11 protein-coding genes are annotated in these 16,148 nt (G+C 60.7%); 5 read left to right on the forward strand and 6 right to left on the reverse strand.

The genetic code is table 11. The features are described 5' to 3' along the window. Window positions 1–1,079, reverse strand: a 1,079-nt coding sequence (locus ABYV89_RS06465) for a PEP/pyruvate-binding domain-containing protein (protein WP_432822126.1), incomplete at its 3' end; no start/stop codon positions are given. A 176-nt stretch (window positions 1,080–1,255) separates the two neighbouring features. Then, window positions 1,256–2,605: a sodium:solute symporter family protein gene (locus ABYV89_RS06470; protein WP_432822127.1), complete on the reverse strand. Its 1,350-nt coding sequence runs from the start codon at window positions 2,603–2,605 to the stop codon at window positions 1,256–1,258. A gap of 96 nt (window positions 2,606–2,701) precedes the next feature. Here ABYV89_RS06470 and radA point away from each other — a divergent pair, with 96 nt between their 5' ends. The 5 genes from radA (at window position 2,702) to ABYV89_RS06495 (ending at window position 7,942) form a co-directional block, all read left to right on the forward strand. Beyond that, entirely contained in the window at window positions 2,702–4,060 is a 1,359-nt protein-coding gene (radA, locus tag ABYV89_RS06475) for a DNA repair protein RadA (protein WP_432822128.1), read from the forward strand. Between the two features lie 31 nt (window positions 4,061–4,091). Next, window positions 4,092–4,577, forward strand: a complete 486-nt coding sequence (moaC, locus tag ABYV89_RS06480) for a cyclic pyranopterin monophosphate synthase MoaC (RefSeq protein WP_432822129.1) — start codon at window positions 4,092–4,094, stop codon at window positions 4,575–4,577. Window positions 4,578–4,613: 36 nt separating this feature from the next. Beyond that, window positions 4,614–5,138 (forward strand): hypothetical protein, encoded by a 525-nt coding sequence (locus tag ABYV89_RS06485; RefSeq protein ID WP_432822130.1) that lies wholly within the window; start codon window positions 4,614–4,616, stop codon window positions 5,136–5,138. Between the two features lie 90 nt (window positions 5,139–5,228). Continuing rightward, entirely contained in the window at window positions 5,229–5,585 is a 357-nt protein-coding gene (gene dksA, locus ABYV89_RS06490) for an RNA polymerase-binding protein DksA (RefSeq protein ID WP_432822131.1), read from the forward strand. A gap of 50 nt (window positions 5,586–5,635) precedes the next feature. Continuing rightward, complete coding sequence (locus ABYV89_RS06495) at window positions 5,636–7,942, forward strand: GAF domain-containing sensor histidine kinase (protein WP_432822132.1); 2,307 nt, start codon at window positions 5,636–5,638, stop codon at window positions 7,940–7,942. 224 nt (window positions 7,943–8,166) lie between these two features. On the opposite strand, the gene ABYV89_RS06500 is transcribed toward ABYV89_RS06495, so the two are convergent. From ABYV89_RS06500 to ABYV89_RS06515, 4 genes are all read right to left on the reverse strand, one after another. After that, entirely contained in the window at window positions 8,167–9,267 is a 1,101-nt protein-coding gene (locus tag ABYV89_RS06500; protein WP_432822133.1) for an HD domain-containing phosphohydrolase, read from the reverse strand. Window positions 9,268–9,315: 48 nt separating this feature from the next. After that, window positions 9,316–10,557, reverse strand: coding sequence for a sensor histidine kinase (locus tag ABYV89_RS06505; RefSeq protein ID WP_432822134.1), 1,242 nt, complete (start codon window positions 10,555–10,557; stop codon window positions 9,316–9,318). Between the two features lie 119 nt (window positions 10,558–10,676). Then, window positions 10,677–13,388, reverse strand: coding sequence for a PAS domain S-box protein (locus ABYV89_RS06510; RefSeq protein ID WP_432822135.1), 2,712 nt, complete (start codon window positions 13,386–13,388; stop codon window positions 10,677–10,679). A 134-nt stretch (window positions 13,389–13,522) separates the two neighbouring features. After that, on the reverse strand, window positions 13,523–16,148 hold a 2,626-nt coding region (locus ABYV89_RS06515; protein WP_432822136.1), incomplete at its 5' end, for a PAS domain S-box protein.

The raw sequence follows: 16,148 nt of genomic DNA on the forward strand, positions 1-16,148 counted from the left end.
AGCAGCACCGTCCCCGCCTCCTGCAGGCGATAGCTCTTGAGCACCCCGGCCTCGCGCCGCGACTGCACCGTCTCCGGGCGGGCCTGGACGATGTACAGTTCGCCGGTTTCGCCGTCCTTGGCCCATTCCATGTCCATCGGCTTGTCGTAGTGGCGCTCGATGGCGGTCGCCCAGCGGGCCAGCTGCAGCACCTCGTCGTCGGAGAGCACAAAGGCGTGGCGCTCGTGCGCGGTGGTGTCAGTGTTGCGGGTGGCGTGGCTGCCGCCGCGGCCATAAACCATCTTCTTTTCCTTCGTCCCCAGCCGCTTGTGCAAAATCGGGCGCAGTCCGGGCCAGCCAAGCAGCGGCTTGAAGACCGTGAAGCTGTCGGGGTTGACCGCCCCCTGCACCACGTTCTCGCCCAGCCCCCAGGCGGCGTCGATGACCACCACCTCGGGAAAGCCGGTTTCGGTGTCGATGGAGAACATCACCCCGGCCCCGGCCAGGTCGGAGCGGACCATCTTCTGCACCCCCACCGACAGCGCCACCTGCAAGTGGTCGAAGCCGTGATGCTCGCGGTAGCTGATGGCGCGGTCGGTAAAGAGCGAGGCGTAGCATTTGCGGCAGGCCTCAAGCAGCTCATCCTCGCCGGTGATGTTGAGGAAGGTCTCCTGCTGACCGGCGAAGCTGGCCTCCGGCAGATCCTCGGCGGTGGCGCTGCTGCGCACCGCCACATCGACCTCGTCCCGGCCGCAGCGGCGTGCCAATTCGCGGTAGGCGGCGACAATCTCGCCGGCGATCTCCTCGGGCCAGCGCCCCCGCCTGATCAGCCGGCGGATCGCATCGCCGGTCACCGCCAGGGTGGCACCTTCCTGCTGAAAGGCGCGGATCAGCTCGCGAATTTTTCCGTCCAGGCCATTGCCGGTCAGAAACCGCCGGTAGGCATCGGCGGTAGTGGCGAAGCCGTCGGGGACACGAATCCCCTCGGCCTCGAGGCTGCCGACCATCTCCCCCAGCGAGGCGTTCTTGCCGCCGACCAGGGGGACATCACGGTTGCTGAGCTGAGCGAGCCAACGGATGAAACCTGGGTTGTCAGCCATGACCTCCACCTCCCGTCCTGCGATAGAGCTAAGATCGGCAGCCCGAATAAACAAAAAGGCGCTCCGCACGGCACCGCGCAGACAGCCGCACCTGCTACATGCAGTTCTAACAGCCGGAAAAGCGAAGTCAATCAGGGGGAGCGGCAGAATCAACCGGGGAAAGGGCCGACCTCGCTTCAGGTGCGAATGACCCGGCCGCCAAGCAGGGCCAGCAGAGAAACGGCGAGGCCGAGATAGAGCGGAGGGAGGCTGTCCCAGCCCGCCAGGCCGGCCGCAAGGACACAGACCGGAGCGAGCAGCACCGCCAGGGCCCCGCCACGGGGAGCAACCCGGGATCCGAAGAATACCGCCGCCAACAGGGGGAAGCAGAGGGTGGCGCCGCGCAGCCCCATGGACAGGAAGCTCCACTGCATGATCGCCGAACCAAGATTGGCGGCCAGCAACAGCAGGGCGGCCACCAGCACCGCCAGGCTGAGCAGCCGCAGCTGGCGCAGGCGATTGTCCGTGCGGACCAGGCGTCCGACCAGATCGACCTGCAGAGTGGTGCCGACCCCGAGGGTCAGTCCGGCCGCGGTGCCGATCGCGGCAAAGAGCAGGGTGGCGAAACCGACGCCGGCCAACGGCGGCGGCAGGTAGTGGCGAAAAAAATCGGGCAGGGCCAAAACGCTGTCCATCCCGGGATGGGCCTGCCGCATGTAGAGCCCGACCAGGATGCCGAAGAGACCGAGCGGCGGGATCAGCACGGCGCTGAGCAAAGCCCCCCGGCGGGCCTCGCGGACGCTGCGGGCGGAAAAGATCGCCTGCAGATAGATCTGGGTGGAAAGCACTCCGACCAGCATCGACACCAGGTCGGACACCCCCTCGCGAACCCCGTAACCGAACAGGCTGAACCAGGGGCCGTCGGCAAAAGACGTCCGCAGCCCTGGCCAGCCGCCGGCCAGCTGCCAGGCCAGCAGGCCCGACCCGGCCATCATCAGGTAGAGCAGCAGCAGCTTGGCCAGCCCGGTGGCGCCCGCCGCGCGCATGCCGCCGCCGAGAGTCACCGCCGCCACCAGCGCCACCGCCATCCCGGCCGAGGTCAGCGGGCTGCAGCCGAACAGGCTGGAGAGGATGGCGCCGGCCGCCAGCAGCTGGGCGACGATGTGGATGAACATGCCGAGGGCGGAAAATCCGCTGGCCACGGCCTGCGCCCGGCCGCCATAATAGCGATGCAGAAACTGGGGGATGGTCTCCACCTCGGCGCGGCGCAGCGGCCCGGCCACCAGCAGGGCCAGCAGCAGGCAGGCCAGCCCGGCACCGAGGGTGAACCACCAGGCGGACAGCCCGTAGAGAAACGCCAGCTGGGCGGTGCCGATGGTAGAAGCGCCGCCGACCAGGGTCCCCATGATCGCTCCGGCCACCGGCCAGCTGCCCGCCTGGCGGCTGGCGACGGCAAAATCAGCCGCCCCCCGGGCCTGACTGCGTCCAAAAGCGGCGAAGGCAACCAGCGCCAGCAGGGTCACTGCAAAGGCGGTGGGAAAAATCATGGAATCCTCCAGGGTCCGACCCCTTGCTTGATGATTGACACACTCCGGTATATTTGCCTAAGATGAACGGATTTTGCAAGATTGGAAGGAGTCCGGGTGAAACAGAAGACTATCTACACCTGCCAGCAATGCGGCTACCAGAGCCCCAAATGGCTGGGCAAATGCCCCGATTGCCAGCAGTGGAACACCCTGACCGAAGAAACCCTGGTCATTACCAAGGGCAAGGGCAAGCTGCTGACTGCAGCCAGCGGCCTTCCTCCCCAACGCTTGGCCGAAGTGCAGAGCACCGAGGAAGACCGCATCCGCTGCGGCATCGGCGAACTCGACCGAGTGCTCGGCGGCGGCGTGGTCCCCGGTTCGTTCACCCTGATCGGCGGCGATCCCGGTATCGGCAAATCGACCCTGCTGCTGCAGGCCATCGATCGCCTGGCCGAAGTCGGCCCGGCCCTGTATGTGACCGCCGAAGAATCGACCCGCCAGGTCAAACTGCGCGGCGAACGGCTCGGCGCGCGTGCCCGCGACCTTTTTCTGCTGGCGGAAACGTCCCTGGAAACGATCCAGGAGCGGGTCCGCGAACTCAAGCCGGCGTTTCTGGTCATCGACTCGATCCAGACCATCTACACCGGCGCCCTTGAATCGGCCCCCGGAAGCGTCAGCCAGGTGCGCGAATGCGCCGGCCGCCTGATGCAGGTGGCCAAAGGGGACAACATCCCCACCTTTATCGTCGGCCACGTCACTAAAGACGGCTCCATCGCCGGGCCCCGCATGCTTGAACATATGGTTGACACGGTGCTCTATTTCGAAGGCGAGCCCGGCCATCCCTACCGCATCCTGCGGGCGGTCAAGAACCGCTTTGGCTCGACCAACGAAATCGGGGTGTTCGAGATGAACGAGGCGGGACTGTCCGAAGTCTCCAACCCCTCGGAGCTCTTTCTCGCCGAGCGCCCCGAAGGGGCCGCCGGCAGCGCCGTGGTCCCCTCCCTGGAAGGGAGCCGGCCGATCCTGGTCGAACTGCAGGCGCTGGTCTCGGGTTCTGCTTTCGGCACGCCGCGCCGGACCACCATGGGGATCGACCACAACCGGGTCTCGCTGCTGGTGGCGGTACTGGAAAAGAAGGTCGGCCTGTCGCTGCTGGCCCAGGATATCTTTCTCAACGTGGCCGGCGGGGTACGCCTCGACGAGCCGGCCGTCGACCTCGGGGTGATGGCGGCGCTGGCCTCCAGCCACCTGAACAAGCCGATCCCCCCGCGCACCATCCTGTTCGGCGAAGTCGGCCTGGCCGGCGAGGTGCGGGCCGTCTCCCGCCCGGAGCTGCGGATCAAGGAAGCGGCCCGGCTCGGCTTCGACCGCTGCCTGCTGCCGGCCGGCAACCTGAAAAACCTGGAGGCGCCCAAGGGCATAGAACTGATCGGAGTCCGCCGCGCCGAAGAGGCGCTGGAAGGACTGTTTGAGTAAGGCCGTAATTAGTGATTATCAGGAGGCTCACTTGACTGAAAACGATCTCACCCATTTCGACGACGAGGGCAAAGCCATCATGGTCGAGGTCGGTGAAAAAAATCCGACCCATCGCATTGCCGTGGCCAGGGGCGAGGTTCGCATGGAAGAGGCGACCCTCAGCCGCATTCTCGACCGCGGCGTGAAAAAAGGGGACGTCTTCGCCGTGGCCCGCATCGCCGGCATACTGGCGGCCAAGAAAACCCCCGAACTGATTCCCCTCTGCCATCCGCTGCTGCTGACCTCGGCGGCCATCGAGTTCTTTCCCCACCCCGGCCAGGGCCGGGTCGAGATCGAGGCGACCGTCAAGGTCGCCGGCCAGACCGGGGTCGAAATGGAGGCACTCACCGCCGTTTCCGCTGCCGCCCTGACCATCTACGACATGTGCAAGGCGATGGACAAGGCGATGGTCATCGGCGACATCCGGCTGATGGAAAAACACGGCGGCAAAAGCGGGTCGTTTGTCCGCACCCAATAACCGCATGTCGCCCCGGGCGACCAGGAGAATACCATCGTGCCGCAAGAAGAAACTTTCGCCATCCGCAGAACCTTTCTGATCCCCCTGGGGCTGCTCCTGCTGCTGTCACTGGCCCTGCTGGTCACCTGCATCGTTCAGGGCCAGCCGATCGCCAAGGCGCTCATCCTTGCCTTCATCCTCCTGCCGGTCATCGGCTTTTTCATCGAAAGCGCCTTTCGGCGGGCGGTGATCACCGCCGAAGGACTCACAGTATACAAATTTCTGCGCCAGAAACACCTGGCCTTTGCCGAAATGACCGCGGTAGAAACGGTAATGGTGCGCAAACGGGTTTTCCTGACCCTGTGCGTAGATGACGAATTCGTCATCCTGTCCAACGCCTATGCCGATTTCCCCGGACTGGTCCGCGCCCTGCTGCAGCGGGTTCCCGCGGCCGCGATCAGCGACGACACCCGCAAGATGGCTGAGGCGCCGCCGGTCAAAAGCACCGACATTGTCTCCTGCTGGCTGGCGGTAGCCCTGCTGGCCTTTATCCTCTACATCCAGTTCAGCGGCAATTCCTGACAGAAGGGGTCCTCAAGACCCCATCTTTGTTGACTTTATTAACAAATTAATTTAATATGCGGGGATACTCAAAATTCAAGGGAGCCGTGCATGAACAAGGAGAAACTCGAAGACTTCCGGCAACTATTACAATCCCAGATTGACAGCCTGCTGCGGGAAGCCGGCAAGACCGTATCGGAGATGACCGACGAAAAAACCAACTTCCCCGACCCCACCGACCGCGCCTCCCTGGAATCGGACCGCAACTTCGAACTGCGCATCCGCGACCGTGAGCGCAAGCTCATCGGAAAAATCCAGGAAGCCCTCGAACGCATCGATGACGGGGAATTCGGCATCTGCGAAAGCTGCAGCGAAGAGATCGGCGAAGCCAGGCTCCGCGCCCGTCCGGTGACCACCCTCTGCATCGACTGCAAAACCGAACAGGAGCGCCAGGAACGTATCGGCTGATCCAGCGAAAATTTCCGCAGGACATCCGGGGGGGAGACACAAGGAAGGTCATGAAGGTCGATTGCTTCGAACTTCTCCACAGAATTGTCCGGATTGCCAACTGCGCAGTTCACGACTACCCCCGGGCCCTGAAGGATATCCTTCGGCTGGTGTCACAGTTGTTTCCGATGGAAGATTGTACCCTCTTCCTGCTCGGCCGCGACGGCGACCTGCTGGTCCTTTCCATTGCCGCTTCCGGCGATGAGCTCCTTACCCCGTGCGCCATCTCCGCCAAAAGCTTTCCCGGCGGGGGGGCGCTGCTCCGTCGTCACCCCGAATACCACCAGGGCACCCTGTATGTCCCGGTTTTCTGCTGCAAACAGGACTACGGGCTGCTCGCCGTCTCCACTGCCGGCAAGCAGCCGGTTTCACCCCAGGAGCTCGAATGCCTGACCTCCATCGGTGAAGAGCTGGCCTTTCTGGCCCGCAACGCCGCCATCCATGTCGAGGACAGCTGGCGGATGGAGCAGTTCGCCTTCCTTTCCGACCTCGGCCGCCAGCTGACCCAGGCCCACCAGCTCAAAGAACTTTTATCCACCGCCGCCAAGAGCATCCACCGCCATTCTCAAGCCGCCTGCGTCATCCTGCGCCCGCTGATCGGCGGCACCGTCATGGGCAGCAGCTACCTGCGCCTCGATAACGCCGTACGCAAACATCGCAGCCTGCTGCAGCAACTGGAGGAGGAGCAGTCCCCCCGGGCCCTCAACCGGACCAGCCCACTGTACTCGTCCGACCTGGCCCGAAGCGAAGAAAATTTCCCTTCGCAAATGGTCGTCATCCCGCTGTTTTTTCAACAGCACGCCATGGGTACCCTGACCCTGTTTTTCAGCCGGGAAATGGCCGAAAGGCCCTTTGCCAGTAAAGACGCAACCAAGGAATTCTACACCTCGGTCGGTTCGCAGATCGCCCACGCCCTGGATCGGGTATCGACCCTCGAACGGCTGGAAACCCTTTCTGCCGAAAACGATCTCAAGTTTCGCGAACTGTCCCTGCTCTACCGCAGCTTCCGGGCCATCCACAGCACCCTGAACCTCAACGAACTGATGCACCTGATCCTTTCCGCGGCCACGGTTCCGGCCGGCGGCGGATTCGAGCGGGCCATGCTCTTCACCATCAACGAACGCAGCGGAATACTGCAGGGGATGCTGGGCGTCAGCCAGGAAGGGGCCGCCCTGATTTTCTCCTCACTCGACGACCGGGTGGCATGGGAACAACCAAGAGTCGATGCGGATATCCGCGAGGCCCTGCGCCAGCTGCCCTTCTGCCAGCAGGTCATGCGCCAGCGGCTGCCGCTGGACGCCGATGACAACGCCCTCGCCCGTGCGGTTCTCAAGGGGCGGGTGATTTTTGTCTCCAAGCCGGGAGACGAACCGCCATCGGGCGCCGCCATGGCCGAAGAGCTCCAGCTCGGCCCCTATGCCTGCGCCCCCCTGCGCGGCAAGGATCGCCCGCTCGGGGTGCTGGTGGTCGACAGCTGCACAACCCGCAGGGCCATCGGCCTCGACCGCTTGCGCTTTCTCGAACTGTTCGCACACCAGGCCAGCAGCGCCATGGAAAATTCGCTGCTGCTGCAACGCCTCGAAACCGTCAACCGCGACCTGCGGGAAACCCAGGAACGCCTGATTCACGGAGAAAAACTGGCCGCGCTCGGCGAGTTGGCCGCCTCGATCGCCCACGAGCTGAAAACCCCTCTCGTGCCGATCGGCGGCTTTGCCCAGCGGCTGTCTCGCCTGGTCAGCCCCGGCTCCAAAGAAGCGGAATACTGCGACATCATCGCCCGCGAAACCCGCCGCATGGAACAGATTCTCTCCGAAATCCTCGCTTTTTCCAAAAAGCAACTGCTCTGTTTCGGTGAATGCCAGGCCGATAAAGTCATTGAACAAGCCCTCACCCTCGAAGAGGACGCCCTTAAAACCGCCCATATCGAGGTCGTTCTCGATATCAGCAATGCCCTCTCCCCGTTTCAGGGGGACTCACAGAAACTCCTGCAGGTCCTCATCAACCTGATCGACAACGCCCGCCACGTCATGACAGACGGCGGCACCCTCACCATCCGGGCCTATCCCTCCTCGCAGCGGGGCAAGGACGCCATCGCCATCGAGATCAAAGACACCGGAGGGGGAATCCCGAACGCGGTGCTGAAAGAAATATTCACCCCCTTCTACACCACCAAGGCCCAGGGAACCGGCCTCGGCCTGTCCATTTCTCAGCGCATCATTCAGCAGCACCGGGGATCCATCGAAATTCAAAATGACCAGGATGGCGCCGTCTTCACCATTCACCTGCCGCTCAAAGCCTCGCTCGAACCGTTCATTTGACAAACCCGGCGGGCTTGATTATGGCATTCTTCCTTTAAGGGGCGGTAGCTCAGCCGGGAGAGCGATGCGTTCGCAATGCGTAGGTCGTTAGTTTGATCCTCATCCGCTCGACCATAAAATTCAAGGGGCCGGCGTTTATTCGCCGACCCCTTTTTAATCACTACTGGTCTCAATGTCGCACAAAGCCTGTAGCGATCCGCCCCCCATGATCCGAGAGGTTCCCGTTAAGGGTTAGATCCCCCCTTATCCTGCAGGGTGTTGAAAATCTCGTCGAGTAGCGGGGCCGCTTGCTGAAAGGCTGACAGCACCCTGGGGTCAAAGTGTTCCGGCAGGGTTCGCCCATCCCCTTCGATGATGATCCGACAGGTTGTCGCATGATCAAAGGCGGGCTTGTAAACCCTCTTGCTGCGCAGCGCATCATACTGGTCGGCGAGCATGACGATCCGCCCCTCCATCGGAATCTCCTCCCCCTTGAGGCCTTGCGGATAACCGCTGCCATCCCAGCGCTCATGGTGCGTATGGGCAATGCTGGCCGCCATCTGCAGCAGGGTGTGTGAAGAACCCTCGAGAAGCGCTTTGCCGATACTGGGGTGGGTTTTGATCTGCTCGAACTCTTCCGCGGTAAGGCGCCCAGGTTTGAGCAGAATGCGGTCGGAAATTCCGATTTTCCCCACATCGTGCATGGCGCTCGCCAGGATGACGGTCTCGATAAAATCTTCCGGCAACTGCAGCGCCCGGGCCAAGGCTCCGGCATACTGGCCAATGCGACTGTTGTGCCGACCGGTGTCATCATCACGTAACTCAGCCGCTGCAGCCAGTCGTTCGATGATCTCGCGGCTCATGCACTCGAGCTTTCCCATGGCAATTCCCAGTTGCTGGGTCCGCTGCTCAACGGTCTGCTCAAGCTCAACCTTGTAATTCTTTTCGATCTGCGTCAGTTGCTTGAACTTTATCGCATTTTTCAGGGAATTAACCAGCTGCAGAGGTTCGTAGGGCTTGAGAATAAAATCAAAAGCGCCTTGCTTAATGGCCGAGATCGCTATCTCCACTTCAGCGTAGGCCGTCAGCAGAATCACCGGCGTTTCCGAATCAAACGCATGGATTCTGCCAAGCAGCTCTATGCCGGTGATGGAAGGCATTCTGATATCGGTCAGCACGGCATCCACAGGCTCGGACTGGAACCTCTTCAGGGCATCATGGCCATTGCTAAAGGGATAGCTGACAAAACCGAACTCTTCGAGAACCCGAACCGTGCTATTCAACACATGAGGATCGTCATCCACCACAATGATTTTGCCGTTTCCTGTTTCCTGATTCGCAATCATAAATCCCCTTGCGCCCTGTGCGCTTCGTTTGAGTTTGCCATCAGCCAGCTAGACGACGGGCAGCTTGATGGTAAAGATCGTGCCTTCTCCCGGAACCGTTTCCACCGAAATTTCGCCATTGTGTTTTAACAGGATATCCTTGACGATGCTCAACCCCAGACCGGTTCCCTTGCCCGACACCTTGGTGGTAAAAAAGGGTTCGAAAATCCGGCCCAGGGTTTCCTGCGGAATCCCGCATCCGGTGTCGGCTATCGATACAAAAATAAATCCCTCTTCGTACCAGGTACGGATGGTGATTTCCCCCGGCTTATCCATGGCATGGGCAGCGTTGACCAGCAGATTCATGAATACCTGGTTCAATTGCTGCGGATATACCTTGGCCAGAGGAAGCTCACCGTACTCCTTCTTCAGGGTTGCCACATATTTAAGTTCATTCCAACAGATATGGATGGTGGTTTCGATGCCTGCGTTGATGTCTGCCGGCTTGAATTCAGAATCATCCACCCGGGAGAAGGTCTTCATGCTCTGGATCAATTTTTTGAGCCGATCCGCCCCTTCCAGGGATTCATGAATCAGCGGGCCGATATCTTCCCTGATGAGATCCAGCTTGATCGTGCGCCGCTCCCTGCCGAGAACTTCAAGGACTTCCGCAGAACAGGAGGAACCGATTTCTTTCTCCAGTGAACCGATGAAGCCAAGCAAACGCTGGGCATATTTGTCCAGTGTGCCCAGATTGCTGGCAATGAACCCCAAAGGATTGTTGATCTCGTGGGCTACTCCGGCCGTCAACTGACCGATGGTTGCCATTTTTTCTCCCTGCAGCATTTTCTCGTGGGTGCCCTGAAGATCACGGGTCACCTCCATGATCCGGCGTTCCAGCTCCACCTGATAATTCTTTTCTAGCTGGCGCAATCGTTTGAACTCGACCGCCTTCGCCAGCGAGTGGAGCAACTGGAGCGGGTTGTAAGGCTTGAGAATGAAATCGAACACCCCCTGTTGGATGGAAGCAACCGCCATCCCCAGATCGGCGTACCCGGTCATTAACAGCACAGGCAGTTCCGGGTCTGAGACTCGAATCTTCGCGAGGAGTTCGATGCCGGAAAAGCCCGGCATCTTGATATCCGACAAAACCACGTCCACGGAGACATCCCGAAGCCGTTCGAGAGCCTCCTGGCCGTCGCCACAGGGAAAAACCGTAAAACCGTCCTCGGTTAACAACCGTGCCGCGCTGTCCCTCACCAGGGGGTCATCATCCACCAGCATAACCGTTGCCGAATTCGTTCTGCCCATTATTGCGGTGCCTCACTATCTGTTGCCTGGATCGGGTTGCGAAAAAGGGATTGGCTCCCGACGGAACCGAACCCGCCTGCCGGGCCGTCGCCATACTATTTTCTTACTGCAGACCTTTGTCAAACCGTCTCATTGGCAGCCGACGGCAGGGCTTCCCGGCCCCCCTGAGGACGCCCGGAAAGATCAGGCGCCGCCTCCTGGCTGCATTTCTGATCAAGGGGGAGAAAGATGCTGAAGACCGTCCCCAGCCCCAGGACGCTACTGCAAACGATGTACCCTTTGTGTTGCTTGATAATCCCGTAGGTAATCGACAGCCCCAGACCGGTACCATGGCCAACCTCCTTGGTGGTGAAAAAGGGCTCAAAAATCCGGTCGACAGTCTTCGAGTCCATGCCGCAACCCGAATCAGTAACCGAAAGCAGGGCGTATCGGCCCGGGCTGCCGTAGCCGTGGCGGGCGACAAACTGCGAATCCAGCGCCACCGATTCGCTGCGAAGGGACAACTGACCCCCCTTTGGCATGGCATCCCGGGCATTGGCGCCAAGATTCATCAAAACCTGCCCCAGGTTATCAGTGTTGACCAAAACAGGCAGTTCCCCCGGGGCTAGCTGCACGATCAGTTCGATCTTTTCGCCGAGCAACCGCTGCAGCAGTTCGGCCGCCTGGGTGACGACAGCATTCAGGTCAACGACCTGCAGATTGTTGAGCTGGTGCCCGGGGCTGCGTTTACGGCTGAAGGCCAGCAGGTCGCGGGTCAGGCGGGTTCCGTGTTTGGCGGCGGCGATTATACCGGCCAGATCCGCCTTCAGGGAACTGCCCTCTGCGGCCTTGAGGTGCTGGAGACTGGCGTAACCTTTGATGGCGGTGAGAATGTTGTTGAAATCATGGGCAACCCCCCCGGCCAACTGGCCGATGCCCTCCATTTTCTGGGCATGGCGAAGATGGTTCTCCAATGCCAGGCGTTCGGTGATGTCTTCAGCGACCTTCACAAAGTGGCTGATGGCTCCCTGCGCATCTCTCAACGAGGAGACGGAGGCGGATTCATAGAACACCTCGCCATTTCTTCTCCGGTTGCGAAACTCCCCTTTCCAGTCCTCCCCCGCGGAAAGGGCAAGCCACATCTCCTTTTTTGCTTCAGGGTCTTGACCCTCTATCTCGCCGACATGGCGCCCCACCAGTTCTTCCGGGGCAAAACCTGTCACCCGCGAATAGCTGGGGTTGACGTATTCGACGATACCGGAGGGATCGGTTATCATCATCAGAACCGCGCTATGCTCGATCGCCAGGGAGAGGGTGCGAATCCGTTCTTCGGACCGTTTTCGCTCGGTGATATCCTCATAAATACCGATGACGCCAGCCGGCCTCCCCTTCGGATTGAACAGGGGGGCGGCCGAAAGGCTCAGGTCGAGCAGGGTGCCATCCTTTCTGCGGCGCCGAACCTCTTTGCCGACACAGCCTTGCCCGTTGAGCATTTTCGATGTGACTTTTTCGACATTCGGCACGTCATTCTGCAGCAGCAACGGGCAGGCTGCTCCCTTGAGCTCGTCTTTCGTCCAGCCGAAAATAGTCTCGGCGGTCCCGTTCCAGGTCGCGACCTGAAGCTCGGCATCGAGTGCGACAATGGCGACAGGGGCGGCATCGATGAGGGTCTGGAGGTTGCGGTTGCTGGCGACCAGCGCCTTTTCAGATTTCTTGCGGGCCAGAATGTTCGCAGCCAGAACCAAGACAACCATCACCAGCGCCGCGCCTCCGGCAGCCAGCAGCAGGATCTGCTGCTGGCTCAGGGTGACATGCGCGGGGGGGAGATTGATCACTTCGCTGCCCGGCGGCAGCGATTTAAGAGCAATCCCGAACCTCTCCAGCTGCTGGTAATCGAACCTGAACTGGTTGGCCTCTTCGTCAATAACCGCCAGGGTCTCCGCGGCCGCCCCGGCCAGAATCCGCAGAGCCAGGCCGGCTGCGAGCTGCCCCTGGCGGTAGGAATCCACCAGCTTCCCTCCGACGATCCCCTTCCCGAGGTAGCTGTTCCAGGCGCTGTAAACGGGGACCGGGCTGGCCTCTCTGAGCAAGCGGGCAACGGCTGCTAAAGACAGGGTTTTTCCAGATTCCGTCTGGATCAATGCCATTTGAAAAACCAGGCTGGTCTCGGGCAGCTCGTTTAATTTCGCTTCGAGATCCTCGGCCACAAGATCCTCCCAGAAGCTGAAACGCACCTGGTGCTGGAATGCGGGGACAACCTCCATGAACGCTTCCCGGTTGATCTGCCCGGTCAGATCGCGGACAGAGTCGAGAGCAATGATCTCCTGCGTGTTCGGGTGCAGCTCCAGGGCGGTGCGGAGGGTTTCGCCAAAGCTCGGTTTTTCCGCCACCCCGGTAATATTGCGAACGCCTTCGAGCATGGCGGGATGAAAATCATTGATGCCGCAAAAGACAACGGGAGTTTCCGTGAACAGATCCCGCCGCAAAGAGAGCAGGGTGTCCAGGGCCACATTGTCCGACACCAGAACAAGGTCGAAGCTCCGGTCTTTGAACTTGTGATGATACGTCACCGGGACAAGCTGCGAGAGATAATAGAGGTCGGCATACCGCCGGGCATCCAGGTATTCAACCGTGACATCGACCTGGCGATTCGAAGCCCTGAACGCCTCTTCTATGCCTCTTTGAACCTCCTGGGTGGGTTCATAGCCGGGGTCATAAGAGTGCAGCACCAGAACCTCGCTCGACTCCTGCTCAAGCGCGAAAAGCGCTGAAGCCCCGATGGGGTAATGCCACAGCAGCAGGGTTGCCAGAATCAGCAGACACCGCGACCAAACGCTTCGCCCGGGGGCCAAAAGCACTCCCCGCTCACGGGCTGAACAACGCCACGAAAGCTCTGGCGCAGGAGAAATTCCCGGCATTTTCATGACACCCTCGCGCAAGCAAGTATCATCAGAAATAACCTCGCACAACAAAGCCCGCCATGCTGCTATTCCGTTGTTTTCGCGACAGCCTTGCCGCTTCCGTCAGTTCCCCCGGTGGCTCTGTCCAGCACCGCTCGGAGGGTGGATAACAGCTGGCTGGGAAAAAAGGGTTTGGGCAGCAAAACGACTCCCGGGGGAAGCGGGTCATTCTGCCGGGCCACCTCGGCGGGATAACTCCCGCAGACGACCACCCTGGCATCGGGGTCGATTGCCGTCAGTTCAGAAAGCAGCGTATTGCCTGCCGGCTTCAGCAGAAACGCCTCCACGAGCAGACAACCGATGCGGGCCCGGTGTTCCCTGAACTTCTGCAGCGCCTCTTCGCAGTCGACAGCCTCGATGATCTGGTAGCCGAGCTCTTCCAGCCGGCACCTGGCCAGGATTCGGGCGGTCTCGTCATCCTGGACCAGCAGGATCGTTTCCCGGCCCCCGGCAGGCACGTCGGCAAGGGCGGGCTCCGGCTCCGGCCTGGAGCCCTCATCCAGGGGGAGAAAGATGCGGAAGATGGTGCCCCGCCCAGGCCGGCTGTAGCAGGTAATGAACCCCTTGTGCTGCTTGATGATGCCGTAGGTGATGGACAGGCCCAGGCCGGTTCCCCTGTTTACTTCCTTGGTGGTGAAAAAGGGCTCGAAAATTCGCCCGACGACCTTCGCCTCCATGCCGCACCCCGAATCGGCAATCGAAAGGAGAGCGTATCGGCCCAGGATGCCGAATCCATGCCGGGACAAAAAGAGCTGGTTCAGGGTCACCGTTTCGGTGGCCAGGCTCAATCGACCACGGCGCGACATGGCATCGCTGGCGTTGGAGACAAGGTTCATCAGAACCTGCTCCAGATGGTGTTCGTTGGCGCGGATGGGGAGTTCCTGCGGCGTGAGCTGCAGGATCAGTTCGATCTCCGCACCGATCAGCCGATGCAGCAAATCACGGCCCCTGGTGATCAGCGCATTCAAATCAACAACAGCCAAATCCTTGAGCCCTGACTCGGGACTGCGTTTTCGACTGAAAGCCAGCAGATCCTGAATCAGTTTATTGCCGCGGTTGGCGGCATCGACAATACCGGACAGGTCTGATTTGAGGGTGCTCCCCTCTTCGGCCTTGAGGTGCTGGATGCTGGCGTAGCTGATGATTGCGGTGAGCAGATTATTGAAATCGTGCGCAAGCCCCGCAGAAAACTGACCAATGGCGTCCATTTTCTGCACATGCCGCAACTGATTTTCGAGGGCCCGGCGCTCGGTGATGTCTTCCGAGACCTTGACCAGATGGGTCGTGATCCCCTCTTTATTTTTGACCCGGGAGATCGCGGCGGCTTCAAAGAAAATCTCCCCGCTTTTTTTCCAGTTGCGAAACTCGCCCTGCCACTCGTCCGCCGCCGCCAGAGCAAGCCACATCTTTTCCCTTGCGCCCGGATTCTGTATCCCCAATTCGCCGATATTGCGGCCCCGCAGCTCGTTCAGAGAAAAACCGGTCACCCGCGAATATTTGGGATTGGCATACTCCACGTTGCCGGAAGAGTCCGTTATCATGACCAGGGCGGGGCTATGCTCGATCGCCAGCGAGAGGGTGCGGATCTGCTCCTCGGCCGCCTTGCGTTCGGTGATATCTTCCTTGATGGACATAAAATGGGTAATCGTCCCGGCATCGTTGCAAATCGGGGCGATCAGGGCCTGCTCCCAGTAAAATTCGCCGTTTTTCTTCTTGTTGCGAAACTCACCGCGCCATTTTTCTTTCGCGGTGATGGTCTGCCACAACTCCTGATAGCTCGCTTGGGGGGTGTAGCCGGAACGGAGCAGGCTCGGGGTTTGGCCGATGACCTCTTCGGGGCGATAGCCGGTGAGCTCGGTAAAACGGGGGTTGACGAACTGGATCCGCGCGGCCGGGTCGGTGATGACGATGCAGACCGGGCTCTGCTTGACCGCCTCCGAAAGCAGGCGCAATTGCTCGTCGGCCTGCCAGCGCTCGGTGATGTCCTGAAAGGTTCCGGCCATGCGTACCGGCCGGCCGGATTCATCATCGAAGACCCGGCCCAGGGCATGGGTCATCCGTTTCGAGCCGTCGGCACGGGTGAGCGAATAGACGTGGTCGATTCTTTTTGTTGTTTGCAGCGCCGTTTCGATAGCCTGCCTGAAAACCTTCCGGTCGGCAGCTGAGACGGCACCCAGAATGGTTGGGAGAGGAAGCGGGCGGCCATCGGGGATCATGCCGAAGATGCGGTACATCTGGTCCGACCAGCGCAGTTCGCCGCTGGCGATGTTCCAGTCATAGCTGCCGATTCGGGCGATGCGCTGGGCTTCGGCGAGCAGTTGCTCACTCTGGCGCAGCCGCTCTTCGGCGATCTTGCGCTCGCTGATGTCCATGCAGATGCCGATCATCCGCACCGGTTGGCCCGTTTCGTTTTTGACTACCTGGCCAACGGCCTGAATCACCTTTACCGTGCCATCAGCCAGCAGGACCCTGTGCTCGAGGTCATAACGGCCGGTTTGCAGGATTGCCTTTTCGATCGCTTTTTCGACACGCTCCCTGTCTTCGGGGGGACAGAAGCCCATGACCAGTTCCCGGGTTATAACCGTTTCAGGCGGCAGGTGGTGGAGGCGATACAGCCCATCCGACCAGCTGGCCTCATTGTCAATGAGATCC

Source organism: Trichloromonas sp., assembly GCF_041583255.1.
Classification (GTDB): Bacteria; Desulfobacterota; Desulfuromonadia; order Desulfuromonadales; family Trichloromonadaceae; genus Trichloromonas.